Here is a 22,562-nt window from a genome sequence, read left to right as displayed (position 1 = left end):
CGCGATGTCCTGGCCCTCCCCACTCTGTCCGTACCCCGGAGGGCGCCTGAGAGTTTCGCCCGAGGTTGAGCCGGGCTTGCACCGTCGGCGGGGCCATCAGGCTGTGTCCTGACGACCCGCTTTCCAGAGGCGTCTCATCCGCGCGGTCCAGGGTGCCTGAGAGGTTCCGGGGAGGACTTGCTCCTTCGGCGCCGAGCTCAAGGTGTGGCTCGGACTCTCCCGCGCGGATTCGTCGACCGCACGGGGAACCTTACTCCGTCCGCCGCAGCGGTGATCACCCGGTCTTGCGGGCGTTGCGGCGCTGGGTCAGCTCGTCCGGCTCGTGCGTCTCGACGACGCCGCCGTCGGCCCGTTCGGCCGGGAACTCGTGGATCGTCCCGCTGATCTCCTGCATGGCGCCGCTGACCGCGATGCCGAACACGCCCTGGCCGCCCTGGAGCAGATCGACGATCTCCTCCGGCGACGTGCACTCGTAGACCGTGGTGCCGTCGGAGAACAGCGTCACCCGGGCCAGGTCGCGGACCCCGCGCACGCGCAGGTGGTCGACGGCGACCCGGATGTTCTGCAGCGAGACCCCGGTGTCCAGCAGCCGCTTGACGACCTTGAGGACCAGGATGTCCTTGAACGAGTACAGCCGCTGCGAGCCGGAGCCGTGTGCGGTGCGGATGCTGGGTGCGACCAGCTTCGTCCGGGCCCAGTAGTCGAGCTGGCGGTAGGTGATGCCCGCGATCTGGCACGCCGCCGGGCCGCGGTAGCCCACCAGCTCGTCCGGCAGCGAGTTGTCGGGGAACAGCTCACCCTGCTCGCCACTCGCGACCTCAACAGGCTGCTTCTCGGAACCAGCCTCGACCACGCAAGCCTCCCCTCGCCCGACCTGACGGCCGGCGAATGACAGCCGGAAAGTCCCAGGAGCGGGACCGACCGGAGATCAACCACCACGGTCCGGCCCCAGACCGTCGAATCACACCGTGGCGATTTACCTCCTTCGACGGTAAGCGCCCGGACAGTGCCGGTCAACGCGACGCGCGGCAAGCCTCAACGGACGGATGAGCCTTTGCGCCGTTCACCGTACCCCGGACGCGGTGGTTCAAACCTCTTGACCGCTTTTACTCAGCCGAGTAACTTTTTACTCATGCAAGTAAACACCGACCTCATGGCGGACCTGGGGCTCAGCGTCACGGAGGCGGCCCGCCGGGCGCAGATCGTCGGGGCGACCATCGGCGTCCTGTCCGACCTCGGCTACCGCAAGACGACGTTCGCCAAGATCAAGGAGCGCGCCGGGCTCAGCAGCACCCGGCTCATCTCCTACCACTTCACGAACAAGGCCGGCCTGATGCAGGCCGTGCTCAGCACGGTCGTCGAGACGAAGAACGAGTTCCTCGCCTCACGGACCGGCGGCGGGCTCGACCCGGCGGACCGGCCCGGCTACCTGCGGGCGCACATCGAGACGTCGATCGCCTTCCTGCGCGCCTACCCGGAGTGCGTCAAGGTGCTCTCGGAGCTGTCGGCCAACGCGGACGACGCCGAGGGCTGGTCGATGACGAAGGTCCTGGTCGACGACATGCGGGTGCACGGGCTCGCGCGCCAGCTCAAGCAGGGTCAGGCCGAGGGCGTGTTCGGCGGGTTCACGCCCGAGGTGATGGCGATGTCGATCGCGCAGGCCATCGACGGGGTGGCCGCGGCGTACGCGGCCGACCCGTCGCTGGACCTGGAGAAGTACGAGCGCGAGGTCGCGGACACGTTCGTCAAAGCGACGGCGCCGTGAGGGCGCGGTCGAGGCGCTCTTCGATGCGGGCCTTCGGGAAGGCGCCGACGATCGTCTCGACCGGCTCGCCGCCCGAGAAGAGGATCATCGTGGGCAGGGACATGACCTGGTAGGACCGGGTCGTCTCCGGGTTCTCGTCGGCGTTGATCTTCCGGACGGTGAGCTCCCCGGCCCGCTCGGCCGCGAGCTGGGCGAGGACCGGGCCGACCATCCGGCACGGCCCGCACCAGGTGGCCCAGAACTCGACCAGCACGGGCACGTCGCTGCCGAGCACTTCGGGGAACGTCGAGTCGGTGACTGCGACGACTTCGGACATGGCGGGCTCCTTCACGGACGCGGGGAATCGGGGACGACGCACGGATCGGGCGCCTGCCGGGCGAGGGCGCCGGCGAGCTTCGCGGCCAGCTCGGCGCGGATGCCGCCGAGCCGGGCGAGGAGCGCGTCGGCTTCTTCGAGCTTGCGCCGGTAGACCTCGATGGAGCTCTCGCAGGCGTCGCCGGTCTCGTGGCCACTGCGCAGGCATTCGACGAAGGGCCGGGTCTCGTCGAGGGTCAGACCGATCGTCTGCAGGGTCTGGATCTCCTTGACCAGCTGCAGGTCGTCCTCGTCGTACTCGCGGTAGCCGTTCGCCGAGCGCCGGGCCGCGAGGAGGCCCTGGGCCTCGTAAAACCGCAGCGCACGGGTGGTGACACCCGTGCGCTGCGCAAGCTCTCCGATCCGCATACCCCGACGCTAGACGTTGACGTCCACGTCAAGGCAAGTGAATCCCGCTACCGCGGGAGGGTCATGGGGTCCGGGGGCGTGCCCCCGGACGCACTCGCCCGCGGGATCAGGTGTCCGCACCCCGGAAGTCCTCGGGCGAAACCGAGTCGAGGAACTCGCGGAACTTCTCGACCTCGTCCTCCTGCTCGTCCGGGATGATCAGGCCGGCCTCTTCCAGCACCGCGTCCACCGCGTGGATCGGGACGCCGATCCGCAGGGCCAGGGCGACCGAGTCGCTCGGCCGGGCGGACACGCGGATGTCGCCGTCGAAGACGAGCTCCGCGAAGAACGTGCCTTCCTTCAGGTCGGTGATGACGACCTGCTCCAGCTCGCGGCCGAGTGCTCCGATGACCTCTTTCAGCAGGTCATGCGTGAGCGGCCGGGCCGGCCGGACTCCCTGTTGCTCCAAGGCGATGGCGGTGGCTTCGACCGAGCCGATCCAGATCGGCAGGTACCGTTCACCCTCGGTCTCCCGCAGCAACAAGATCGGCTGATTCGCGGGCAGCTCGACCCGCACACCGACGACGCGCATTTCGCTCATCGGGCTTCGCCTCCCTCTCGCGCACACGGGCTCAAACGCTGGAACGGCTCGACGCCGCCACTGCCGACGCTACCCGTCATCCCCGCGCTGTGCTCGCTGTCGAGACTATCTCGGTTCGCCTGCCGCAAACCCTTGCCTTCACGGTACGGCATGCGGTGCCGAACATTCAGTCATTGACATGGGACCGCAAAGAGGATCTCACTGCCCCGTTACGATCAACACCCGGTCACGCCGCGGATTCCCGCTTTGACGAGGAGCGTGTGAAGCGTCACGGACAGTGCCGCGAGCTCCCGGACGACCTCGTCGGCGCGCGACTTCGCTTCCGGGTCACGGTGCCGGTACACCGGGGTCACGATCTGCTCCAGCAACCCGACCTCGCGGTCGGCCGCGGCGCGGAAGGCACGCAGGTGTCTCGGCTCGATACCGAATTCGGTCATCGCCTTCACCGTGCGCGCGACCAGCACCGCGTCGGGGTCGAAGAACCCCGCGGGACCGGGCCGGACCAGGCCGTACTGCTGCAGCTCGGCCAGCACCGCCGCGTCGATGCCCGCCTGCTCCAGGAGCTCCTCCTGGGTCAGGCGCAGCTCCTTGCCCGCGGCGAAGTCGTCCGCCACGGGCAGGCCGACGTTCTCCGCCGGCGCGTCGATCGGCACCAGCCGGCGCGGCGGCCGGGGCAGGGCCGCGGTGGTATCCGCGCCCGAGTCCGCCGCGTCGAGCTGCTCCTTGATGACCTTCAACGGGAGGTAGTGGTCCCGCTGGGCGGCCAGGACGAACCGCAGGCGCTCCACGTCCGCCGCGGCGAACTGCCGGTACCCCGACGCCGTCCGGCCCGGCTGGACCAGGCCTTCGGCTTCGAGGAACCGGATCTTGGAGATGGTGACGTCGGGAAAGTCCTGGCGCAGCTGCGCCAGGACCGCCCCGATGCTCAATCCGTGGTTCTGTGGCCGCCCGGCCGCCGTCACTGCGCCCCCTGGCCCCCGTGACCCGGGCCGGTCAGGAAGACCAGGCGGAACTTCCCGATCTGCACCTCGTCGCCCCCCGCGAGGACGGCCTGGTCGACCGGCTCGCGGTTGACGTAGGTGCCGTTGAGGCTGCCGACGTCGATGACGACGAACTCGCCGCCCTCACGCCGGAACTCGGCGTGCCGGCGGGAGACCGTGACGTCGTCCAGGAAGATGTCGCTGTCCGGGTGCCGCCCGGCGCTGGTGGTGTCGCGGTCGAGCAGGAACCGCGAACCCGCGTTGGGCCCGCGCTTCACGACCAGCAGGGCCGAACCCGGCGGCAGGGCGTCGACGCCCTGGACCGGTGCCTCCGCGGCCGGGGCGGACTCGTGGCCTTCGGCTTCGGCCAGGAAGTCGGCCCGGAAGACAGAGGTCCGCTCCGGAGACTGCTCCGGGGGAACGCCGCCGGGCCCGTCGTTCGTGCTCACCTGAGCTCTCCTCCACACATGCTGTGTTGCCTAGTACTCAAGAACGTGTAGCTGCCAACGTACCGTGCCTGATCGATTCTCCGAGCCCCGGCTCCCCGAACCGGCGCAGTGCTGGTCCGACCGGGTGGGAGCCTCGTTCAGCCCTTGGTCAGGGCGTCGTAGGCCTCGGCTTCGAGCAGCGCCTCGAGCCCCGCCGGGTCGTCGAGGCGGATCTCGATCAGCCAGCCCTCGCCGTAGGGGTCGCTGTTGATCAGCTCGGGCGAGTCGGCGACGGCGTCGTTGACCGCCACGACCTCGCCGTCGACGGGCGCGAACAGCTCGGAAACGCTCTTGGTCGACTCGACCTCGCCGAACACGTCGCCCGCGCTCACCTGGCGGCCGACCTCGGGCAGGTCGACGAACACGACGTCGCCGAGCTGGTCCTGCGCGTACTCGGTGATGCCGATGCGGACGAGGGTGTCCTCGCCGCGGGTGGCGACCCACTCGTGTTCCTCGGTGTAGCGAAGCTCTTCAGGAGCGGACACCGCCGGTCCCCTTTCATGCCCTCACTGGCGAAACGTGCTGGGCGAAGTCTTACACCCACACGGCCCAGCCGCGGCCCACGCCCCGGGAAAAGCGTCGCGCTCAGTCGCCGGCGGTGCCGCGCAGGGCGTTGCGCGCCTGGACGACGTAGAGCACACCGGACCAGACGTAGAGGACCGCGCCCCAGATCGTGAAGGCGTAGCCGATCGGCCGGGCGACCGCGGCGACGTCCGAGCCGCCCTGTGCGAGCAGCAGGAACGGGAACGCGTACATGAGGACGAAGGTGGCGCCCTTGCCGATGTAGGTGACCTCCGGCGGCGCGAAGCCGCGGCGGCGCAGCGTGAGCACGCAGACGCCGAGCACGACCTCGCGCAGCACGAGCGGCACCACGACCCACCACGGGATGATCTCGCGGACCAGGAACGCGATCAGGGTCGCCAGGATGTAGAGCCGGTCGGCCGCCGGGTCGAGCAGCTGGCCCAGCCGGGACATCTGGTTGAGCCAGCGGGCCAGCTTGCCGTCGAGCCAGTCGGTCAGGGCGCTGAACACCAGCAGGGCGAGCGCCCAGCCGTCTTCCTTGGGACCGAGCAGCAGCCAGAGGAACACGGGCACGCCGGCCAGTCGCAGCAGGGACAGCATGTTCGGGACGTTGAACGCCTGCTTCAGCAGGGACGGCTCGGCGGCGCCCGCCTCGGCGGCGGGCTCGGGTGCGGCTGTGCTCACTCGCCCAGCGTAGTCAGCAGGCGCGGCGGCGGCTCCAGCCGCGTCGCTGCAGTTCGGCGCTGCTCAGGGCCTCGGGACGGCCCCGGAGGTCGGTGCCCATCCAGCGGGCGCGGCCGGGGCGCGCCTCGAGGACGTACGGGCGTCCGCAGCACCAGACGACGCTGCTCGGGACGGTCGGGGGGCCGGACGGGACGTCGGGGTGCTCGTCGGTGCTGGCATCGGGGCTGGTCACAGCGTCGGCGTTCATCGCTCTCACGGGCTCGGGATGGGTTTTCGGGGGACGGAAGCTCTTCGGCCTCCACCAAGATCTTCGGCACGCGGGGCCCGGACGTTAACCGGCACGGCGTGAATTAGACCGATCGATTCTTCTTGGCTGCGTCAGGTTTCGGAGCGTGAACGGAATGTTAATCGTCCATTGTGGACATTGCGGGGGCGGCCACCGGATCGGGCTGCCACCCGGCTGGAGTAATCTCCGGCACACCTGTGGGCGAGTCGGTCCACGGGGCCCCCGCCCGGATGGGCCAGAATGACCGGGCCAGCCTGACCGGGGAGGAACGATCGCGGTGCCCCACCCGACCACCACGAGGACGTGGCGGCCGTTGCTCGCCGCCTGCCTCGCCGTGCCCGCGCTCGCGGCCTGCTCGGGGGACCCGGCGGCCCCGGCGCCCTCGTCGTCGGCTCCCCCGGCGGCCACGTCGTCGGCGCCCGTCTCCACCACCGCGCCACCGCCCCCGCCGGCCACGGACGGCTCGGCCACGCCGGCCCCGGCATCGAAGCCGGCCGGCGCGCCGCCGTCCGTGCCCGGTTCCTGCGGCACGGTGACGGCCGCCAGCGGGCTGACGCTCTACGTGTTCGACAGCGGCTCGGCCGGCGTCAGCTGCGCGGCGGCGACCAAGCTCGTCGGCGACTTCCACCGCAAGATCGCCGGGCGCCAGGGCGCCGGCTCGAACGACGCGGTGAACGAGACCGTCGACGGCTGGCTGTGCACCTCCGGGCCGCCCGCCGCGCAAGGCGGCACGACCTGCACCAAGGGCGAGCAGACGGTGTTCGCCGCCGTCGTGCCGTCCGAGTGACCGCTCCCGATCCGCTTCCGCTCCTGAAGGGCCCATGAAGACATTCGCGTACCCCCTGCTGCTCGTCGCCGCGACCGCCGTGCTGGCCGGCTGCGGCGGCGCGGACCCGGCGCCCGCTCCGGCCGCGCCGTCCCCCACGGTCCCGGCCGCGGCCGCCGCGGCGGCGTCGACGGCACCCGGCGTGCCCTGCGGCGACGTCGCCGGCTCGGGTGGCGCGAAGACGGCCGTCGTCGCGCACGGCCAGGTCGACTGCGCCGCGGCGGCGAAGCTGCTGAAGGACTACTTCGCGAAGCTGACGCCGGCCGAGGCGAACTCACCGGACGGCCCCGGCCCGGTCGTCCTCGACGAGTGGACGTGCGGCAGCGGCGCCCACGACCCGGTGACGGTCTGCTCGACGGAAGACGGCCGCCAGGTCGAGGGCACCAGGAGCTGACCGCCGTCAGCCCTTGAGGTCCGGGAAGTCCTCTTCGCGGTACTCGGTGCCTTCGCCGCGCTTCGGGTCGCTCTCACGGCCTCGCAGCTCGACGCGGCGGATCTTGCCGGAGATCGTCTTCGGCAGCTCCGCGAACTCGATGCGCCGGATCCGCTTGTACGGCGCGAGGTGCTCCCGGCAGTACGCCAGGATCGCCTTCGCCGTCTCGGGCGTCGGCTCGTGGCCGGACGCCAGGACGACGTACGCCTTCGGCACCGCGAGCCGGATCGGGTCCGGCGCCGGGACGACCGCCGCCTCCGCCACCGCCTCGTGCTCGATGAGGACGCTCTCCAGCTCGAACGGCGAGATGCGGTAGTCCGACGCCTTGAACACGTCGTCCGTGCGCCCGACGTAGGTGATGTAGCCGCGTTCGTCGATCGAACCGACGTCGCCGGTGTGGTAGAAGCCGTTCGCGAAGGCGGCGGACGTGCGCTCGTCGTCGTCCGCGTAGCCGGTCATCAGGCCCACCGGGCGGTGGGCGAGGTCGAGGCAGATCTCGCCCTCCGGCGCGCGCTCGCCGCTGACCGGGTCGACCAGCGCGACGACGAACCCCGGCAGCGGGCGGCCCATCGAGCCGGGCACGACGTCCTGGCCCGGCGTGTTGGCGATCTGGACGCTGCTCTCGGTCTGGCCGAAGCCGTCGCGGATCGTGACGCCCCAGGACTTCTGGACCTGCTCGATCACTTCGGGGTTGAGCGGCTCCCCCGCGCCGACGACCTTCGTGGGCGGGGTCTTCAGCGCCGTCAGGTCCGCCTGGATGAGCATCCGCCACACCGTCGGCGGCGCGCAGAAGCTCGTCACACCGCAGCGGTCCATCTGGGCCATCAGCGCGCCCGCGTCGAAGCGGTTGTAGTTGTAGAGGAAGACCGTCGCCTCGGCGTTGAACGGCGCGAAGAAGTTGCTCCACGCGTGCTTCGCCCAGCCCGGCGAGGAGATGTTCAGGTGGACGTCACCCGGCTCGAGGCCGATCCAGTACATCGTCGACAGGTGGCCCACCGGGTACGAGACGTGCGTGTGCTGCACCAGCTTCGGCTTCGCGGTCGTGCCGGAGGTGAAGTACAGCAGCAGCGGGTCGCCGGCCCGCGTCGGGCCGTCCGGGGTGAACTCGGGCGATTCGGCGAAGGCGGCCGTGTACGGCTGCCAGCCCTCGACCGGCTCGCCCACCGCGATCCGCGTGTAGTCACCCTCGACGCCGTCGAACTTCGCGGCGTCCACCGAGCGGACCACGACGTGCTTCGCGGCGCCGCGCTCCACCCGGTCGGTCAGGTCGGCCGGGCCGAGCAGCGTGGACGCCGGGATGATCACCGCGCCGAGCTTGATCGCGGCGAGGATGGTCTCCCACAGCTCGCCCTGGTTGCCCAGCATGAGGATCAGCCGGTCGCCGCGGCGGACGCCCAGCGAGCGCAGCCAGTTCGCCACCTGGTTGGACCGGCCGGACAGCTCCGGGTAGGTCCAGCGGTTCTCGGTGCCGTCCTCTTCGACGATCCACAGCGCGTACCGCTCGGCGTTGTCCGGGTCGTGGGCGACGACGTCGAACCAGTCGATCGCCCAGTTGAACTCCTCGAACTGCGGCCAGGCGAAGTCGCGATACGCCGTGTCGTAGTCCTCGCGGTGGGTCTGCAGGTAGTCCCGCGCGACGCGGAACGCGTGGTGGACCTCCGAAGCGGTCACGGCTGCCTCCTTGCTATTCGCCCTTGAACTCCGGCTTCCGGCGTTCCATGAACGCCTGAACGGCCTCGCCGAGGTCCTTGCTGGGCAGGAACGCCGAGTTCCACGCCGCCACGTACCGGAGGCCGTCGGCGACCTGGCGCTCGGTGTTCGTCGCCAGTACCTGCTTCGTACCCTGCACCACGAGCGGCGGGTTCGCAGCGATCTCCCCGGCGAGTTCGCGCGCGGCCTTCAGCAGCGCGTCCTGGTCGGCGTGGACGTCGTTGACGAGCCCGATCTTCTCGGCGCGGGCGGCGTCGATGTCCTTGCCGGTCAGCGCGAGCTCCCGCAGGTGCCCTTCGCCGACGATCGAGGCGAGCCGCTGGAGGCTGCCGAGGTCGGCGACGATGGCCACGCGCACCTCGCGGACGCTGAACTTGGCGTCGGCGCTGGCCAGGCGGATGTCCGCGGCGGCGACCACGTCGACACCGCCGCCGATGCACCAGCCGGAAACGGCCGCGATGACCGGTTTGCGGCATTCGGCGATCGAGCTGACCGCGGCCTGCAGCGACCGGACCTGGTCCAGGAAGGCGGTCCGCGGGCCGGCCAGGTTGTCGCCGCCCAGCATCGGCGCCCAGTCGCCCATCATCGCGGGCAGGTCGAGGCCGTAGGAGAAGTGGGACCCGCTGCCGGTCAGCACCACGGCCCTGACCTGCGGGTCGGCGTCCAGTGCGCGGAACACCAGCGGCAGCTCGCGCCAGAAGTCCGGGCCCATCGCGTTGCCCTTCGACGGGCCGAGGAGCGTCACTTCGGCCACGGGGCCGTCGACGTCGACCTTCAGGGAGACGAGGTCGGGCAGACTGTCACTAGTAGCGGTCATGGGGTCATCTTGACCCATGCCCGCGCGGCCACGCCATTGGCACGTCGCCAATTGACGGCCATTTCACTGTGCCGACGTGGTCACGGGATGCTTTCCTGGACAGACCGGCACCACGACGCGGGGAGGACGGTGGGACATGAGCCCGGCCAGCAGCGCGACCGCGATCGAGCCCGACCCCCCGGCCGCGCCGGCCCGGCGCGCGTCGCGGCCGATCGAGCTCACCGGCTCCTTCGACCACGAGGGCCACCGGCTCTGGTACACCGAGTTCGGCAGCGGCGATCGCGTCGTCGTGCTGACCCACGGCATCATGCTGACCCGCCGCATGCACGCGCCGCTCGCCCGCCGGCTGGCCCGCGCCGGGTTCCGGGTCGTCACGCTCGACCTGCTCGGCCACGGCGACTCCGACCGGCCGACCGAGTCCTGGCTGTACTCGATGCCGTCGTTCGCGGAGCAGACCCTCGCGCTGCTCGACCACCTCGAGGTCGAGTCCGCGGTGATCGGCGGGACGTCGCTGGGCGCGAACGTCTCGCTGGAAGTGGCGGTGCAGGCGCCCGCGCGGGTCCGCGGGCTCATCGTCGAGATGCCGGTGCTGGACAACGCGATCGTCGCCGGGCTGATCACGTTCGCCCCGCTGCTGATGGCCGCCCGCTTCCTGCCGGTGACGGTCCAGGCGGTGGCACTGGTGGCGTCCCTGGTGCCGCACGGCAACCAGTGGGTCGACGTCGTCACGGACACGCTTTCGCAGCAGCCGGCCCCGATGGCGGCGTTGCTGCACGGCGTCCTGTTCGGCCGCATCGCACCACCGAAGTCGGTCCGCCGCAAGATCACGACGCGCGCGTTGGTGATCGGCCACCAGGGCGACCCGATCCACCCCTTCGGCGACGCGGACACCCTGGCCGTGGACATGCCGGACGCGGAATTCGTCCAGGCCCGCAGCCCGGTCGAGCTGCGCTTCGACCCGACCCGCCTGTCGGACGCGATCCGCGACTTCGCGGCAAGCTGCTACGAAGACTGACCTCCGGCGTGCTGCCCCTACGCACGCTCCAGCGGGGCCAGGCCGGCCACCGGGCCGATCACGATGATCGCCGGCGGGCGGACGCCCGAAGCCGCCGCGTCCGTGACTACCGTGTCCAAAGTGGACCGCAGGGTGCGCTGGGTGCGCATCGTGCCGTCCTCGATGATCGCCACGGGGGTGTCCGTCGGGCGGCCGCCGTCCAGCAGGGCCTTCGCGAACTGCGGGAGCCGCTCGACGCCCATCATCAGCACGATCGTGCCGCGCAGGCGAGCCAGCAGCTCCCAGTCGACCAGGGACCGGTCGTCGCCCGGGGCGACGTGGCCCGAGACCACGACGACCTCGTGGGCCACGCCGCGGTGGGTGACCGGGACGTCGGCGACCGCCGGGACGGCGAACGCGCTCGTGATGCCCGGGACCATCGTCACGGGTACGCCCGCTTCGGCGCAGGCCAGCACCTCTTCGAAGCCGCGGCCGAACAGGTACGGGTCGCCGCCCTTGAGCCGGACGACGAACTTGCCCTCCTTGGCCCGCTCGATCAGCGTCTGGTTGATGACGTCCTGGCTGGCGGCGCGGCCGTACGGGATCTTGGCGGCGTCGACGATCTCGATCTCGGGCGCCAGCTCGTCCAGCAGCTCGCGGGGCGCCAGCCGGTCGACGACCACGACGTCCGCGCGCGAGAGCAGCCGGCGGCCGCGGACGGTGATCAGCTCCGGGTCGCCCGGGCCGCCGCCGACCAGCGCGACGCCGGGCAGGATGCCCTCGGGGTGCGGCTGACGGCCGTCTTCGATCGTGCCGTTGTGCAGGCCGTCCAGCATCGAGTCGCGGACCGCAGCCGAGCGCAGCGGCTCGCCGCCCGAGAGCACGCCGAACAGCAGGCCGCCGTGCCGTCCCGACGCCGGGGTGACCGCCGAGCCGGACTCGCCTTCGTCGGCGCGGACGCAGAAGACGCGCTCACGCTCGGCCTCGGCGCAGATCGCGGCATTGACGTCGGGATCGTCGGTGCAGGCCAGCGCGTACCAGGCGTCTTTCAGGTCGCCGGAGGCGTAGCGGCGTTCGTGCCAGACCAGCTCGCCCGCGTCCACCATCCCCTGGACCGACGGCGTCGTGTGCGGCGACACCAGTTCGACACGGGCACCCGCGCTGATCAGCCGGGGCAGCCGCCGCTGGGCCACCGAACCGCCGCCGAACATGACAACGCGGCGGCCGGACAGCTGCAGGCCGGAGAGGTAGTGCGGGTCGTCCATGGGCGGGAGTTTATTGACGGTTCACCCGCGCGCCAGCCCAGCGTGCGTTATGCCACCCGGAACACCGCCACTCCGGCGGTCAGGACGGCGGCCGGGTTGACGTGGATCTCGCCGTGCTCGCGCGGACGACCTCGACGTCGACGACCAGCGTGAACCCCGCCGCCGTCGCGCCGAGCAGCGGGAACGACAAGACGAACCAGCCCGGCGCGCGGTCCCGCTCCCCCATCGCCCGGCGGTGCCGGGCCGGTCCACGGTGTCGGCGGGCTGCCGGCGCGACAGCGGCGGCGCGAACCGCAGGCACGGCGCCCAGGCAGCAGGACTTCGGGCAGCTGGGCGGGCGTGAGCTCATGATCGCGCGCCCGCCCAGCGTGGGCATCCGGATTACCGCGCGCTGCCGGGGTAGGGCAGGAGGGCCATCTCGCGCGCGTTCTTGATCGCCGTGGCGACCTGTTTCTGTTGCTGCGGTGTCAGTCCCGTCACGCGGCGGGCGCGGATCTTGCCCCGGTCGGAGACGAACTTCCGCAGCAGCTCGACGTCCTTCCAGTCGACGTGGGTGATCCGGTTGGCGTGCAACAGGTTCACCTTGCGCTTGGCGGGCCGGTCCCGGTTCGGCATCCGGCTCACCAGCTCGACTTCGCGACGCCGGGCAGCTCGCCGTTGTGCGCGGCCTGGCGCATCTTCACCCGTGACAGCCCGAACTTCCGCAGGTAGCCGCGCGGACGCCCGTCGGCGGCATCGCGGTTGCGGATGCGCGTCGGGCTCGCGTCGCGCGGCAGCTTCTGCAGCGCGACGACCGCGTTCGCCTTCGCGGCGGGCGAAGCGGACGGCGAGGCGATGACGGCCTTCAGGGCGCGACGGCGTTCGACGTACCGCGCCGCGACCACCTTCCGCTGCTCGTTCTTCGCGATCTGGGACTTCTTGGCCATCAGCGCTCTTCCTTGAACTCGACGTGCTTGCGCGCGACCGGGTCGTACTTGCGCAGGACCATCCGGTCCGGGTCGTTGCGGCGGTTCTTCTTGGTGACGTACGTGAACCCGGTGCCCGCGGTGGACCGCAGCTTGACGACCGGGCGGATGTCGGTGCTCTTCGCCATTACAGCTTCACTCCCCTTGCCTTCAGTTCGGCCACGACGGCCTCGATGCCCCGCTTGTCGATCGTCTTCATGCCCTTGGCGGAGACGCGCAACCGCACCCAGCGGCCCTCGCCGGGCACGAAGTAGCGACGGTTCTGCAGGTTCGGCTCCCAGCGCCGGGACGTGCGGCGGTGCGAGTGCGAGACCCGCTTGCCGTAGCCCGGCTTGCGGCCGGTGACCTGGCACACGGCGGACACGAGACCTCCCAAGTTGATAGTGGTTGTCGTTTTCATCTACTCTGACGCACCGTACCCCGTCCGTATTCCTGGAGCACTCGTGACCCCTCACCCCCGCGTCCCGCTCGTCCTCGTGAGCGGCCTCGCGCCGGGCCCGAACGCCACGCTCGCCGAGCTGCTGCGCGTGGCCGAGCCCGGCACCGCCGTCGTCCACCACGACCTGCGGGAGATCCACGCCGGCGTCGTCCGGCGCCGGCTGCGGCTGGAGCAGCGCGACCAGCTGACCGTCCTGGAGCTGGCCCACGGCTGCGTGTCGTGCACCCTGCGTGAGGACCTGCTGCCGCTGCTGCGGCGGCTGGCCCGGATGCCGCAGGTGCGCCGGATCGTCGTCCGGCTCGACGAGGCCATGGAGCCCGAGCCGGTGAGCTGGGCGATCCGGAACGTCCTGGTCGGCGACCACCCGGTGCGCGACGACGTCGACCTGCGCGCGGTGCTGACCGTCGTGAACTGCGCGACCTTCCTCGCCGACGCGACCGGCGACGACGTTCTGGCCGAGCGGAACCTGCAGGCCGGCCCCGAGGACGAGCGCACGGTCGCGCAGGTGGCGCTCTCGCAGGTCGAGTTCGCCGACGTCCTCGTGCTGGCCGGCGGGGCCACCGACGCCTGGACCGCCGCGAAGGCGTCCGCGGTCCTCGACCGCGTTGCGCCGTCCGTCCCGCGGGTGGAACTGAGCCGCATCGACGGGCACACCGTGCTCGACGCCGTGCCGTCCGACGCCCGGCGAGGCGAGGTCACGGACATGCACGGCGCGTTGCTGCGCGGCCAGCCGCCGGTGCACGCCGACTGCGGCATCGGGCTGGTCACGTTCACCGCGCAGCGGCCGTTCCACCCCGAGCGGCTGCACGACGCGCTGGACGTCCTGCTCGACGGCGTCGTCCGCACCCGCGGGCGCGCCTGGGTCGCCAGCCAGCCGGACGTCGCGTTCTGGATCGAGTCGGCCGGCGGCGGGCTCGGCATCGGGCACGCCGGGCCGTGGCTCGCGGCGCCGGACGGTCCGGAGTGGACGGACGTCTCCCCCGAGCGGCGCACCCTGGCGTCGCTGCGCTGGCACCCGGTGCACGGCGACCGGGCGCAGGAGCTCGTCATCGTGACGGACCAGACAACGCCCGACGAGATCGACGCCGCCCTCCGCAGCGCTCTACTGACCGACGACGAACTGGCCGCCGGCCCGGCGGAGTGGCACCGCTACCCCGACCCGTTCGGCGACTGGCACGAAGAGCCGTGCGAGGACACCGAAACCGACCCGGCGCGGCACGACGCGACCGCGGCGAACCGAAAGGAAGACCAGTGAAGAACGGCATCCACCCCGACTACCACCCCGTGGTGTTCAAGGACTCGTCCACCGGCGACGCGTTCCTGACCCGCTCCACCGTCACGTCCGAGAAGACCGTCGAATGGACCGACGGGCAGACCTACCCGCTGGTCCTGGTCGACATCAGCTCGGCGTCGCACCCGTTCTGGACCGGCACCCAGCGCATCATGGACAGCGCCGGCCAGGTCGAGAAGTTCCACCGCCGCTACGGCAAGCGGGGGACGCGCTGATGGCCGTCCCCAAGCGGAAGAAGTCGCGCAGCACCACCCGGTCCCGGCGGTCGCAGTGGAAGGCCGCCGTGCCGGACCTGGTGCCGATCAAGGTCGACGGCGAGACCCGGCTGGTCCCGCGTCGCCTGATCAAGCACTTCCACTCGTGACCGTCCCGGTCACGGTGCTGTCCGGGTTCCTGGGCGCGGGCAAGACGACGCTGCTCAACCACATCCTCGCGAACCGCGCGGGACTGCGGGTGGCGGTGATCGTCAACGACATGAGCGAGGTCAACATCGACGCGGCGCTCGTGCGCTCGCAGGAGCGTCTCGTCGAGCTGACCAACGGGTGCATCTGCTGCACCCTGCGGGAGGACCTCCTCGAGGAGGTGGCCCGGCTCTGCTCCGACGACCGCTTCGACCACGTGCTCATCGAGTCGAGCGGCATCTCGGAGCCGATGCCGGTGGCGGCGACCTTCACGTTCCTGGAGCCGGTCGCCCACCTGGACACGATGGTCACCGTGGTGGACGCGGCGAACTTCGCGCGTGAGCTGGCGGCCGGCGACTCCCTGGTGGAGCGCCGGCTCGACCAGTATCCCGACGACGAGCGGACCGTGAGCGACCTGCTGATGGACCAGGTCGAGTTCGCCGACGTGCTGGTGCTGAACAAGACCGACCTCGCCGCGGACGTCGACCGGCTGGTGGCGACGCTGCGGCGGCTCAACCCCGCCGCGGACGTCGTCACCGGCAGCTTCGGGAAGGTCGCGCCGGAGCGGGTGTTCGGCACCGGCCGCTACGACCCGGTGCGCGCCCAGGAGGCGCCGGGCTGGGTGGCCGAGCTGAACGGCGACCACGTGCCCGAGACGGAGGAGTACGGCATCTCCAGCGTGGTCTTCCGCGCTGCCGAGCCGTTCGACCCGGCGCGGCTGTGGGACTTCGTCGCCCGGCGGCTCGACTCCGGCGAGTTCGGCACCGTGCTGCGGTCGAAGGGGTTCTTCGCGCTGGCGTCCCGGCCCGGGGTGACCGGGCTGTGGTCCCAGGCGGGCGCCGTGGCGCGCTTCGAACCCCAGGGCGTCGCAGACGAGCCGCGTCAGGAACTGGTGTTCATCGGCGTCGAGCTGGCCGGAGAGACGCTGTTGGCCGCACTACGGGAATGCCTGGGTGCGGCGACCGGGCCGGACCCGTTCCCGGAGTGGGGCTCGGTCCACGTCCACTAGTGGTCGTCGTAGTGGTCGTCGTGGGCCGCGTGGCGGTGGCCATCGTGCAGGTAGTCGACGTGCTCGCCGTGGGGCACCGCCACGTGGCCGCAGCCGTCGCCGTGGCTGTGGTCGTGCCCGGTGTGCGGTACGTGCCCGGACATTTCGCACTCGTCGAAGTGGTCGTCGTGCGCCCGGTGCAGGTGCCCTTCGTGCGCGTAGTCCACGTGGTCGCCGTGGGGGACGGCGGCGTGGCCGCAGCCCTCGCGGTGGACGTGGTCGTGGCCGGCGTGCACGGCGTGCGGCATGGTCATGTGTTCGCCTCCCGGAATGTGTCCACTTCGGACGCTAACACCGGGTCACCGGCACCAGCCGGGCGAAACCTCCTGCCTCACCCGATAGCGGCCGTTCCGTCCGAGTTGATCAACCCAGGTTTATCAGTCTAGGTTGACGAACGTGACGGACGAGGAGCTGCTCCAGGCCAGCGCCGACCTCCGCGTCGCGCTCGGCCGGCTGATCCGGCGGTTGCGGCAGGGCTACGTCGTCGGCGAGCTGACGCTGCCCGAACGCTCGGTGCTCTCCCGGCTCGACCGCGAAGGCCCGGCCACCCCGGGGTGTCTCGCCGACCTCGAACGCGTGAAGCCGCAGGCCATGGGCGTGACGCTGGCCGGGCTGGTCGACCGCGGGCTCGTCGAGCGGCGCAAGGACGATTCCGACGGGCGCAAGGTGCTGATGTCGGTGACCGCCGCGGGCGTGCAACTGCTCACCGACCGGCGGTCGCGCACCACCGAGAAGATGGCCACCGCCCTCGGCGAGAAGTTCACCCCGGCCGAGCAGCGCAAGCTCGTCGCGGCGATCCCGCTGATCGAGCGCCTGGCGGACGAGCTGTGACCGTCACCGAAGCTCCGAGCCGCTACAAGTGGGTCGCGCTGTCGAACACGACGCTCGGCGTGCTGATGTCCGCGCTCGACGGCTCGATCGTCATCATCTCGCTGCCGGCGATCTTCCGCGGCATCGGCCTCGACCCCCTCGCGCCGGGCAACATCGGTTACCTGCTCTGGATGATCCTCGGCTACCTGCTCGTGCAGGCCGTGCTGGTGGTGACGCTCGGGCGGCTCGGCGACATGTTCGGCCGGGTCAAGATGTACAACCTCGGCTTCGTCGTCTTCAGCGTCGCCTCGGTGGCGCTGTCGTTCGACCCGTTCCACGCCGGAAGCGGCGCGTTGTGGCTGATCGGCTGGCGGATCGTCCAAGCGGTCGGCGGGTCGATGCTGACGGCGAACTCCGCGGCGATCCTCACCGACGCCTTCCCGGCCGAGCAACGCGGGATGGCCTTGGGCGTCAACCAGATCACCGCGCTGGCCGGGCAGTTCCTGGGCCTGGTCGTCGGCGGGCTGCTCGCCGAGATCGACTGGCGCGCGGTGTTCTGGGTGAGCGTCCCGTTCGGGTTGCTGGGCACGATCTGGTCGATCCGCAGCCTCCGCGAGGTCGGCACGCCGAAGCGCGCGAAGGTCGACTGGGGCGGCAACATCACCTTCGCGGCCGGGACGGCGTTGCTGCTGGCGGCGATCACCTACGGCATCCAGCCCTACGGCGGCGCGGCGACCGGCTGGGGCAGCCCCTGGGTGCTCGGCGGGATCGGCGCGGGCGTGCTGCTGCTCCTGTTGTTCGGCGTCATCGAGACGCGCGTCGCCGCGCCGATGTTCCAGCTGTCCCTGTTCAGGATCCGCGCGTTCGCCGCGGGCAACGTCGCCGCGTTGCTGACGTCGGTCGCCCGTGGTGGCATGCAGTTCATGCTCATCATCTGGCTGCAGGGGATCTGGCTGCCCCTGCACGGCTTCGACTACGAGCGCACGCCGTTGTGGGCGGGCATCTTCATGCTGCCGTTGACCGTCGGGTTCCTCATCGCCGGCCCGGTCTCGGGCTACCTCTCCGACCGGTTCGGCGCGCGACTGTTCTCCACCGGCGGGCTGCTGCTGGTCGCGGCCGCGTTCCTGGGTCTGCTGGCGCTGCCGGTGGACTTCCCTTATCCCGCGTTCGCCGCGCTGCTCGTCGTCAGCGGAGTCGGGCAGGGCATGTTCTCCGCGCCGAACACCTCGGCGATCATGAGCAGCGTGCCGACCGGGCAACGCGGGGTCGCGTCCGGCATGCGGGCGACGTTCCAGAACTCGGGGACGTCGCTGTCGATCGGCGTGTTCTTCTCGCTGATGATCGCCGGGCTGGCGTCGTCGCTGCCGCAGACGCTGACGAGCGGGTTGCAGACCCACGGCGTCCCGGCGTCGGTCGCGGACGGCGTCGCGCGGCTGCCGCCGGTGAGCACGCTGTTCGCCGCGTTCCTCGGCAGCAACCCGGTCGGGCACCTGCTGGGCCCGGATGTCCTCGACGGGCTCTCGCCGGCCGACCGGTCGGCGCTCACCGGCGGGGAGTTCTTCCCGCAGCTGGTGTCCGGCCCGTTCCACCACGGCCTCGTGGTCGTGTTCACCGCGGCCGCGGTGATGGCCCTGGTCGCCGCGCTCGCTTCGGTGTCGCGCGGCGCCCGGTACTTCCACACCCCAGAGGAAGAAAAGGAGAACCGATGACCGACGAGATCGTCGCCGGGACCGTCACCATCACCGGCCACGGCGGTGACGAGCTCGAGGCCTACCTGGCCAAGCCGACCGACCCGACCCCGCGCGGCGGCGTCGTGGTGATCCACCACATGCCCGGCTACGACGCGGCGACGAAGGAGATGGTCCGCCGCTTCGCCGTCGAGGGCTACAACGCGCTCTGCCCCAACCTCTACACGCGCGAAGCCCCGGGCGCGGACCCGGACGACGCGGCCGCCACGGTCCGCGCGGCCGGCGGCGTCCCGGACGACCGCCTGGTCGGCGACGTCTCCGGCGCGGCGGACTACTTGCGTGCCCTGGAGAACGCGAACGGCCGGATCGGTGTCATCGGGCACTGCTCGGGCGGCCGTCAGGCGTTCCTGTCGGGCTGTTCGCTGGACATCGACGCGGCGGTCGACTGCTACGGCGCGTTCGTGGTCAACGACCCGCCGGAGGGCATGGGCATGACGATGAAGCCGCTGCTCGGTCTCACGCCGCAGCTGTCGTGCCCGCTGCTGGGCATCTTCGGCGCGGACGACCAGTTCCCCGGCCCCGACGAGGTCGCCGTGCTGGCGGCCGAGCTGGAGAAACACGGCAAGGAGCACGAGTTCCACACGTACGCGGGCGCGGGCCACGCGTTCTTCGCCGTCGACCGCCCGAGCTACCGCCCGGAGGCCGCCAAGGACGGCTGGGAACGCATCCTCGACTTCTACGCCCGCACCCTCACGGCCTGAGAGGACCCGCTCATGTGCACCTACCTCACGGAGAAGTTCGCCCTCGAAGGCAGCGGCAAGGGCGCCCGCGGCTGGTTCCGCCTCAACGAGGGGACCGTGTACGTGGACCACCCGGTCCACGCGCCGTACGCCCACACGGTGAACATCGACTTCCGCAACCCGGGCTTGGGCGCTTCGGCCCGCGTGGCTTTGGAACTCACGGAAGAGGACGCCCTGGCGCTCGCCGACGCCATCCACGCGGCGGTGAAGTCCGCACCCGAAGGTCTGGCTTCGCGCAACCAGTAGCCCAAAGCCGTGAATGGCACATTGAGGGACTTAGAGTCCGTGAATGTGCCATTCACGGCTTTTCACGGGGTGTAGAGGGCGCCGAGGAACTCCAGCAGGAGGCGTTCGCGCAGCGGCGCCGGAGCCGTCGCGAGGAGCGCGTTGATCGGGGCCATGCGGTCCGGAAGTCCCGACGCGCCGCCCAGGCCCGCGGCCGCGAGGAGCCCGGCGAACTGTTCCGACGTCAGGGTCGCCGGGTCCAGGGCCGCGACGAACTCCGCCACCGCCGGGTCGATCTCCACCGGCCCGGCAGCGCGGGCCGCGTCCACCGAAGCCGCGAGGTCCGTGAGGAACTCCTTCTCGCTGCCGTGGTTGGCCGCCGTGACCGTGAGGTGCAGGTTCGTCGGCGACGACAGGTGGGCGAACTGCGGCTGGACGTACCAGCCGCGCACCTTCATCTCGTCCGCCACCGTGAAGAGGTCGAAGCCGTCGTCGCCGGTGAACGCGATGAGCGTCGAACTCGGGTCGCCGAGGATCCGCAGGCCGTCGATGTCGGCGATGCCCGCCCGGATACGCGACACCGCCGTACGCGCCGAAGCAGCCAGCGACAGGTAGCCGTCTTGGCCGAGGTGGCGGACCACGGCCCACGCCGCGGCGAGGGGGCCGCCCGAGCGGGTGCTCTGGATGGTCGTGTTCAGCATCGTGTAGCCCGGCCACGCCGCGCTCGCGAAGTAGTGCGACCGCCGTAATTCCGCCGAAGCGTGCAGCAGCACCGAGGTACCCTTCGGGCAGTACGCGTACTTGTGCAGGTCCACCGAAATGCTCGTGACCCCCGGGACGCGGAAGTCGAACGGCGGCACGTCCGCGCCGAGCCGGGCGAAGTACGGCAGCACCCAGCCGCCGATGCACGCGTCGACGTGCATCCGGACGCCCCGGGCAGCCGCGGCGGCCGCGATCGGAGCGATCGGGTCCATGACGCCGTGCGCGTACGAGGGCGCGCTCGCCACGACCAGGACCGTCGAGTCGTCGATCGCGGCGGCCATCGCGGCCGGGTCCGCGCGGAACGTCACCGGGTCGACCGGGACGTCGATCCGGCGCAGCCCGAACAGGTGCGCCGCCTTGTGGAACGCGGCGTGCGCGGTCGTCGGCAGCACGATCGACGGCGAAGGGTGCGAGTCCCGGGCGGCCAGCACCGCCAGCAGGCACGACTCCGTCCCACCCGACGTCACCGAACCGACCACGCCCGGAACGTCCCCGAGCAACGCCGAAGCCTCGGCGACGAGGTCGTTCTCCATGCGCAGCAGGCTCGGGAACGCCGTCGGGTCGAGGCCGTTCGCCGACGACGCCAGCGCGTGCGCCGCCGCGCCGAGGGTGTCCACTTCGGACAGACCGCTGTCGTAGACGTAGGCCAGCGTGCGGCCGCCGTGCGTCGGCAGGTCGCCCTCGCGCAGCTCACGCAGCTCCGCGAGGACGTCCTCAGGCGGGTTCATGGCGCGGCTCCAGCACCGAGCGCCGCAGCATCGGCAGGGCCAGCGCGATGAGCACGCCCGGGACGATCGACGACCCGATCAGGATCGCCAGGATCGCGCTGTCCGGCTGGAACGCCGTGGCGTCGGTGCTCGACACGTACCCGCCGAACGCGAGGATCAGCGCCCACAGCCCGCCGCCGAAGGCCAGGCCGAGCGTCTCACCCGCGGTCCACACGCCGGCCGCGATCCCGGCGCGGGTCTCGCCGGTGCGCTCCTCCTCGGCCGTGATCAGGTCCGGCAGGATGGCCAGCGGGAACACCGAGATCCCGGCGTACCCGACGCCGCAGAGCGCGACGAACACGAACGACACCACGAGCGGGATCTCCTGGGCGAACACCAGGCCGAGCAGGCCGATCGCGAACGCCGCGGTCGCCAGGCGGAAGCCGTTGAGCTTGCCGACCCGGTCGCCCAGCCGCGGCCACAGCGGCATGGTGACCAGCGCCGGGCCGACGAAGATGACGAACAGGATCGTGCCGTACTTGTCGCTGCCGAGGATGCGCTGCGCGAAGAACGGGATCGCGGCGAGCACGGTGCCGATGCCCAGCGCCTGGATGAAGTAGGTGCCCAGCAGCCAGCGGAACGGCCGCCAGCCGGCGAGTGTGCGGACGAGCTCCTTGAGGTTCACGGTGTTCGGCCGCAGCGAGCCGACCGGCGCGTCCTTGAGCCCGAAGTACACCAGCAGCGTCGCGGCCAGCACGATCAGCCCGATCACCACGGCCATGATCCGGTAGCCGGCGACCCCCTCGATCGCGGCGGTGATCGCCGGGGCGCCGCCGCCGCAGATCAGGATCGTCACGGCCAGCACGCCGATGCGGACGCTGGTGAGCTTCGTGCGCTCGGTCGCGTCTTCGGTCAGCTCGGCGGGCAGCGCGTTGAACGGCACCTGGAACAACGCGTACGCCGTGGCGCAGGCGGCGAACATGACGGCCACGTACAGCGCGTCCGGCAGCGGCCCGCCCAGCCCGGGGTGGGCGAACATCGCGGCGAACAGGATCGCGACGCCGACGCCGCCGATCAGCAGGAACCGCCGCCGGCTGCCGGTCTTGAGCAGGTTCGCGTCGGACAGCCGGCCCGCGATCGGGTTGAAGAAGAAGTCCCAGGCCTTGGGCACGAACACGATCGCGGCCGCCCAGCCGGCGGGCACGGCCATCGTGTCGGTCAGGTACTTGACCAGGACGAGGCCGGGGACCGTCCCGAAGGACCCGGTGACGAACGAGCCGAGCGAATAGCGAAACCTCGTCCGGCCGGACAGCGTCGCCATGGTCCTCCTCGAGAAGGCGATTCCGATGAGGA

The 22,562-nt window shown here is 71.2% G+C and carries 32 protein-coding genes and 1 riboswitch; of the genes, 12 read left to right on the top strand and 20 right to left on the bottom strand.

Translation table 11 applies throughout. The features are described from left to right. Nucleotides 1–133: 133 nt before the first annotated feature. A riboswitch (glycine riboswitch) is annotated at nucleotides 134–232 on the bottom strand. 42 nt (nucleotides 233–274) lie between these two features. Next, the gene (locus tag ACWEN0_RS12715) at nucleotides 275–853 is read right to left on the bottom strand and encodes a MerR family transcriptional regulator (protein ID WP_285451512.1); all 579 of its coding nucleotides are present in this window, start codon (nucleotides 851–853) and stop codon (nucleotides 275–277) included. 279 nt (nucleotides 854–1,132) lie between these two features. Here ACWEN0_RS12715 and ACWEN0_RS12710 point away from each other — a divergent pair, with 279 nt between their 5' ends. Continuing rightward, nucleotides 1,133–1,765 (top strand): TetR/AcrR family transcriptional regulator, encoded by a 633-nt coding sequence (locus ACWEN0_RS12710; RefSeq protein WP_451972442.1) that lies wholly within the window; start codon nucleotides 1,133–1,135, stop codon nucleotides 1,763–1,765. Here ACWEN0_RS12710 and trxA read toward each other — a convergent pair. The 8 genes from trxA to ACWEN0_RS12670 form a co-directional block, all read right to left on the bottom strand. Then, a complete protein-coding gene (gene trxA, locus ACWEN0_RS12705; protein WP_451972440.1) occupies nucleotides 1,746–2,081 on the bottom strand; it encodes a thioredoxin in 336 nt (111 codons plus the stop codon). The two genes, ACWEN0_RS12710 and trxA, sit on opposite strands and share 20 nt — an antisense overlap. An 11-nt stretch (nucleotides 2,082–2,092) precedes the next feature. Beyond that, entirely contained in the window at nucleotides 2,093–2,488 is a 396-nt protein-coding gene (locus tag ACWEN0_RS12700) for a MerR family transcriptional regulator (RefSeq protein ID WP_451972438.1), read from the bottom strand. Between the two features lie 106 nt (nucleotides 2,489–2,594). Further along, nucleotides 2,595–3,068 (bottom strand): bifunctional nuclease family protein, encoded by a 474-nt coding sequence (locus ACWEN0_RS12695; protein ID WP_009078856.1) that lies wholly within the window; start codon nucleotides 3,066–3,068, stop codon nucleotides 2,595–2,597. A 215-nt stretch (nucleotides 3,069–3,283) separates the two neighbouring features. Then, entirely contained in the window at nucleotides 3,284–4,030 is a 747-nt protein-coding gene (ftsR, locus tag ACWEN0_RS12690) for a transcriptional regulator FtsR (protein ID WP_451972436.1), read from the bottom strand. Beyond that, a complete protein-coding gene (gene garA / locus ACWEN0_RS12685) occupies nucleotides 4,027–4,497 on the bottom strand; it encodes a glycogen accumulation regulator GarA (protein WP_072478754.1) in 471 nt (156 codons plus the stop codon). The genes ftsR and garA overlap by 4 nt, the downstream gene beginning before the upstream one ends. A gap of 137 nt (nucleotides 4,498–4,634) precedes the next feature. After that, the gene (gene gcvH, locus ACWEN0_RS12680) at nucleotides 4,635–5,021 is read right to left on the bottom strand and encodes a glycine cleavage system protein GcvH (RefSeq protein WP_086679382.1); all 387 of its coding nucleotides are present in this window, start codon (nucleotides 5,019–5,021) and stop codon (nucleotides 4,635–4,637) included. A gap of 100 nt (nucleotides 5,022–5,121) precedes the next feature. After that, a complete protein-coding gene (locus tag ACWEN0_RS12675; protein WP_451972434.1) occupies nucleotides 5,122–5,742 on the bottom strand; it encodes a CDP-alcohol phosphatidyltransferase family protein in 621 nt (206 codons plus the stop codon). Between the two features lie 13 nt (nucleotides 5,743–5,755). Further along, a complete protein-coding gene (locus ACWEN0_RS12670; RefSeq protein ID WP_451972432.1) occupies nucleotides 5,756–5,989 on the bottom strand; it encodes a hypothetical protein in 234 nt (77 codons plus the stop codon). Between the two features lie 316 nt (nucleotides 5,990–6,305). On the opposite strand from ACWEN0_RS12670, the gene ACWEN0_RS12665 reads away from it, so the two are divergent. Together ACWEN0_RS12665 and ACWEN0_RS12660 are read left to right on the top strand one after the other, a co-directional pair. After that, on the top strand, nucleotides 6,306–6,815 hold the full coding sequence (locus tag ACWEN0_RS12665; RefSeq protein ID WP_451972430.1) for a hypothetical protein: 510 nt from the start codon (nucleotides 6,306–6,308) through the stop codon (nucleotides 6,813–6,815). A gap of 34 nt (nucleotides 6,816–6,849) precedes the next feature. Further along, the gene (locus ACWEN0_RS12660) at nucleotides 6,850–7,248 is read left to right on the top strand and encodes a hypothetical protein (protein WP_451972428.1); all 399 of its coding nucleotides are present in this window, start codon (nucleotides 6,850–6,852) and stop codon (nucleotides 7,246–7,248) included. Between the two features lie 6 nt (nucleotides 7,249–7,254). Here ACWEN0_RS12660 and ACWEN0_RS12655 read toward each other — a convergent pair whose 3' ends face one another. Both ACWEN0_RS12655 and ACWEN0_RS12650 read right to left on the bottom strand, forming a co-directional pair. Continuing rightward, nucleotides 7,255–8,958 (bottom strand): AMP-binding protein, encoded by a 1,704-nt coding sequence (locus ACWEN0_RS12655; protein ID WP_451972426.1) that lies wholly within the window; start codon nucleotides 8,956–8,958, stop codon nucleotides 7,255–7,257. A gap of 13 nt (nucleotides 8,959–8,971) precedes the next feature. Continuing rightward, nucleotides 8,972–9,814 (bottom strand): crotonase/enoyl-CoA hydratase family protein, encoded by an 843-nt coding sequence (locus ACWEN0_RS12650; protein WP_451972424.1) that lies wholly within the window; start codon nucleotides 9,812–9,814, stop codon nucleotides 8,972–8,974. A gap of 136 nt (nucleotides 9,815–9,950) precedes the next feature. Between ACWEN0_RS12650 and ACWEN0_RS12645 the strand changes: the two genes are divergently transcribed. Then, nucleotides 9,951–10,829: an alpha/beta fold hydrolase gene (locus ACWEN0_RS12645; RefSeq protein WP_451972422.1), complete on the top strand. Its 879-nt coding sequence runs from the start codon at nucleotides 9,951–9,953 to the stop codon at nucleotides 10,827–10,829. 17 nt (nucleotides 10,830–10,846) lie between these two features. On the opposite strand, the gene cobA is transcribed toward ACWEN0_RS12645, so the two are convergent. The 6 genes from cobA to rpmB form a co-directional block, all read right to left on the bottom strand. Next, nucleotides 10,847–12,073 carry a uroporphyrinogen-III C-methyltransferase gene (gene cobA / locus ACWEN0_RS12640; RefSeq protein WP_451972420.1) on the bottom strand — a complete coding sequence of 409 codons (1,227 nt, stop codon included), beginning with the start codon at nucleotides 12,071–12,073 and terminating at the stop codon, nucleotides 10,847–10,849. 79 nt (nucleotides 12,074–12,152) lie between these two features. After that, nucleotides 12,153–12,299: a hypothetical protein gene (locus ACWEN0_RS12635; RefSeq protein WP_451972418.1), complete on the bottom strand. Its 147-nt coding sequence runs from the start codon at nucleotides 12,297–12,299 to the stop codon at nucleotides 12,153–12,155. Nucleotides 12,300–12,454: 155 nt separating this feature from the next. Then, entirely contained in the window at nucleotides 12,455–12,688 is a 234-nt protein-coding gene (gene rpsR / locus ACWEN0_RS12630; RefSeq protein WP_451972416.1) for a 30S ribosomal protein S18, read from the bottom strand. A 5-nt stretch (nucleotides 12,689–12,693) separates the two neighbouring features. Further along, on the bottom strand, nucleotides 12,694–12,999 hold the full coding sequence (gene rpsN / locus ACWEN0_RS12625) for a 30S ribosomal protein S14 (RefSeq protein ID WP_451972414.1): 306 nt from the start codon (nucleotides 12,997–12,999) through the stop codon (nucleotides 12,694–12,696). Then, a complete protein-coding gene (gene rpmG, locus ACWEN0_RS12620; protein WP_451972412.1) occupies nucleotides 12,999–13,166 on the bottom strand; it encodes a 50S ribosomal protein L33 in 168 nt (55 codons plus the stop codon). The genes rpsN and rpmG overlap by 1 nt, the downstream gene beginning before the upstream one ends. Further along, nucleotides 13,166–13,402 carry a 50S ribosomal protein L28 gene (gene rpmB / locus ACWEN0_RS12615; protein WP_451972410.1) on the bottom strand — a complete coding sequence of 79 codons (237 nt, stop codon included), beginning with the start codon at nucleotides 13,400–13,402 and terminating at the stop codon, nucleotides 13,166–13,168. The genes rpmG and rpmB overlap by 1 nt, the downstream gene beginning before the upstream one ends. Nucleotides 13,403–13,481: 79 nt before the next feature. On the opposite strand from rpmB, the gene mrf reads away from it, so the two are divergent. Genes mrf through ACWEN0_RS12595 form a run of 4 tightly spaced genes read left to right on the top strand, consistent with a single transcriptional unit; the run spans nucleotide 13,482 to nucleotide 16,178 of the window. Next, complete coding sequence (mrf, locus tag ACWEN0_RS12610) at nucleotides 13,482–14,732, top strand: ribosome hibernation factor-recruiting GTPase MRF (protein WP_451972408.1); 1,251 nt, start codon at nucleotides 13,482–13,484, stop codon at nucleotides 14,730–14,732. After that, on the top strand, nucleotides 14,729–14,983 hold the full coding sequence (locus tag ACWEN0_RS12605; protein WP_451972406.1) for a type B 50S ribosomal protein L31: 255 nt from the start codon (nucleotides 14,729–14,731) through the stop codon (nucleotides 14,981–14,983). Before mrf ends, ACWEN0_RS12605 begins: the two co-directional genes overlap by 4 nt. Further along, nucleotides 14,983–15,132, top strand: a complete 150-nt coding sequence (gene rpmF, locus ACWEN0_RS12600; RefSeq protein ID WP_451972404.1) for a 50S ribosomal protein L32 — start codon at nucleotides 14,983–14,985, stop codon at nucleotides 15,130–15,132. The genes ACWEN0_RS12605 and rpmF overlap by 1 nt, the downstream gene beginning before the upstream one ends. Beyond that, nucleotides 15,129–16,178: a GTP-binding protein gene (locus ACWEN0_RS12595; protein ID WP_451972402.1), complete on the top strand. Its 1,050-nt coding sequence runs from the start codon at nucleotides 15,129–15,131 to the stop codon at nucleotides 16,176–16,178. Before rpmF ends, ACWEN0_RS12595 begins: the two co-directional genes overlap by 4 nt. Here ACWEN0_RS12595 and ACWEN0_RS12590 read toward each other — a convergent pair. Beyond that, nucleotides 16,175–16,471, bottom strand: a complete 297-nt coding sequence (locus tag ACWEN0_RS12590; RefSeq protein ID WP_451972401.1) for a hypothetical protein — start codon at nucleotides 16,469–16,471, stop codon at nucleotides 16,175–16,177. The genes ACWEN0_RS12595 and ACWEN0_RS12590 overlap by 4 nt on opposite strands. 142 nt (nucleotides 16,472–16,613) lie before the next feature. Here ACWEN0_RS12590 and ACWEN0_RS12585 point away from each other — a divergent pair, with 142 nt between their 5' ends. The 4 genes from ACWEN0_RS12585 to ACWEN0_RS12570 are packed head-to-tail and all read left to right on the top strand — an operon-like array spanning nucleotide 16,614 to nucleotide 19,761. After that, nucleotides 16,614–17,048, top strand: coding sequence for a MarR family winged helix-turn-helix transcriptional regulator (locus ACWEN0_RS12585; RefSeq protein WP_451972399.1), 435 nt, complete (start codon nucleotides 16,614–16,616; stop codon nucleotides 17,046–17,048). After that, entirely contained in the window at nucleotides 17,045–18,736 is a 1,692-nt protein-coding gene (locus tag ACWEN0_RS12580) for an MFS transporter (protein ID WP_451972397.1), read from the top strand. The genes ACWEN0_RS12585 and ACWEN0_RS12580 overlap by 4 nt, the downstream gene beginning before the upstream one ends. Continuing rightward, entirely contained in the window at nucleotides 18,733–19,476 is a 744-nt protein-coding gene (locus ACWEN0_RS12575; protein WP_451972395.1) for a dienelactone hydrolase family protein, read from the top strand. Before ACWEN0_RS12580 ends, ACWEN0_RS12575 begins: the two co-directional genes overlap by 4 nt. Nucleotides 19,477–19,488: 12 nt before the next feature. Beyond that, on the top strand, nucleotides 19,489–19,761 hold the full coding sequence (locus ACWEN0_RS12570) for a DUF6295 family protein (RefSeq protein WP_451972393.1): 273 nt from the start codon (nucleotides 19,489–19,491) through the stop codon (nucleotides 19,759–19,761). A 62-nt stretch (nucleotides 19,762–19,823) separates the two neighbouring features. Here ACWEN0_RS12570 and ACWEN0_RS12565 read toward each other — a convergent pair whose 3' ends face one another. Further along, nucleotides 19,824–21,230, bottom strand: coding sequence for a pyridoxal phosphate-dependent decarboxylase family protein (locus ACWEN0_RS12565; RefSeq protein WP_451972391.1), 1,407 nt, complete (start codon nucleotides 21,228–21,230; stop codon nucleotides 19,824–19,826). After that, nucleotides 21,217–22,530: an MFS transporter gene (locus ACWEN0_RS12560; protein ID WP_451972389.1), complete on the bottom strand. Its 1,314-nt coding sequence runs from the start codon at nucleotides 22,528–22,530 to the stop codon at nucleotides 21,217–21,219. The genes ACWEN0_RS12565 and ACWEN0_RS12560 overlap by 14 nt, the downstream gene beginning before the upstream one ends. Nucleotides 22,531–22,562: the final 32 nt, after the last annotated feature.

Source organism: Amycolatopsis sp. NPDC004378 (assembly GCF_053602455.1).
This window is presented reverse-complemented; position numbering and strand designations above follow the sequence as displayed.

What these genes read in the sequence shown, in the direction of transcription:
- ACWEN0_RS12710 (WP_451972442.1), top strand. Translation starts at nt 1,133, where the DNA reads ATGCAAGTAAACACCGACCTCATGGCGGACCTGGGGCTCAGCGTCACG.
- trxA (WP_451972440.1), bottom strand. Translation starts at nt 2,081, where the DNA reads ATGTCCGAAGTCGTCGCAGTCACCGACTCGACGTTCCCCGAAGTGCTC.
- ACWEN0_RS12700 (WP_451972438.1), bottom strand. Translation starts at nt 2,488, where the DNA reads ATGCGGATCGGAGAGCTTGCGCAGCGCACGGGTGTCACCACCCGTGCG.
- ACWEN0_RS12695 (WP_009078856.1), bottom strand. Translation starts at nt 3,068, where the DNA reads ATGAGCGAAATGCGCGTCGTCGGTGTGCGGGTCGAGCTGCCCGCGAAT.
- ACWEN0_RS12670 (WP_451972432.1), bottom strand. Translation starts at nt 5,989, where the DNA reads ATGAACGCCGACGCTGTGACCAGCCCCGATGCCAGCACCGACGAGCAC.
- ACWEN0_RS12660 (WP_451972428.1), top strand. Translation starts at nt 6,850, where the DNA reads ATGAAGACATTCGCGTACCCCCTGCTGCTCGTCGCCGCGACCGCCGTG.
- ACWEN0_RS12650 (WP_451972424.1), bottom strand. Translation starts at nt 9,814, where the DNA reads ATGACCGCTACTAGTGACAGTCTGCCCGACCTCGTCTCCCTGAAGGTC.
- ACWEN0_RS12645 (WP_451972422.1), top strand. Translation starts at nt 9,951, where the DNA reads ATGAGCCCGGCCAGCAGCGCGACCGCGATCGAGCCCGACCCCCCGGCC.
- cobA (WP_451972420.1), bottom strand. Translation starts at nt 12,073, where the DNA reads ATGGACGACCCGCACTACCTCTCCGGCCTGCAGCTGTCCGGCCGCCGC.
- ACWEN0_RS12635 (WP_451972418.1), bottom strand. Translation starts at nt 12,299, where the DNA reads ATGGGGGAGCGGGACCGCGCGCCGGGCTGGTTCGTCTTGTCGTTCCCG.
- rpsR (WP_451972416.1), bottom strand. Translation starts at nt 12,688, where the DNA reads ATGCCGAACCGGGACCGGCCCGCCAAGCGCAAGGTGAACCTGTTGCAC.
- rpsN (WP_451972414.1), bottom strand. Translation starts at nt 12,999, where the DNA reads ATGGCCAAGAAGTCCCAGATCGCGAAGAACGAGCAGCGGAAGGTGGTC.
- rpmG (WP_451972412.1), bottom strand. Translation starts at nt 13,166, where the DNA reads ATGGCGAAGAGCACCGACATCCGCCCGGTCGTCAAGCTGCGGTCCACC.
- rpmF (WP_451972404.1), top strand. Translation starts at nt 14,983, where the DNA reads ATGGCCGTCCCCAAGCGGAAGAAGTCGCGCAGCACCACCCGGTCCCGG.
- ACWEN0_RS12590 (WP_451972401.1), bottom strand. Translation starts at nt 16,471, where the DNA reads ATGACCATGCCGCACGCCGTGCACGCCGGCCACGACCACGTCCACCGC.
- ACWEN0_RS12575 (WP_451972395.1), top strand. Translation starts at nt 18,733, where the DNA reads ATGACCGACGAGATCGTCGCCGGGACCGTCACCATCACCGGCCACGGC.
- ACWEN0_RS12570 (WP_451972393.1), top strand. Translation starts at nt 19,489, where the DNA reads ATGTGCACCTACCTCACGGAGAAGTTCGCCCTCGAAGGCAGCGGCAAG.
- ACWEN0_RS12565 (WP_451972391.1), bottom strand. Translation starts at nt 21,230, where the DNA reads ATGAACCCGCCTGAGGACGTCCTCGCGGAGCTGCGTGAGCTGCGCGAG.
- ACWEN0_RS12560 (WP_451972389.1), bottom strand. Translation starts at nt 22,530, where the DNA reads ATGGCGACGCTGTCCGGCCGGACGAGGTTTCGCTATTCGCTCGGCTCG.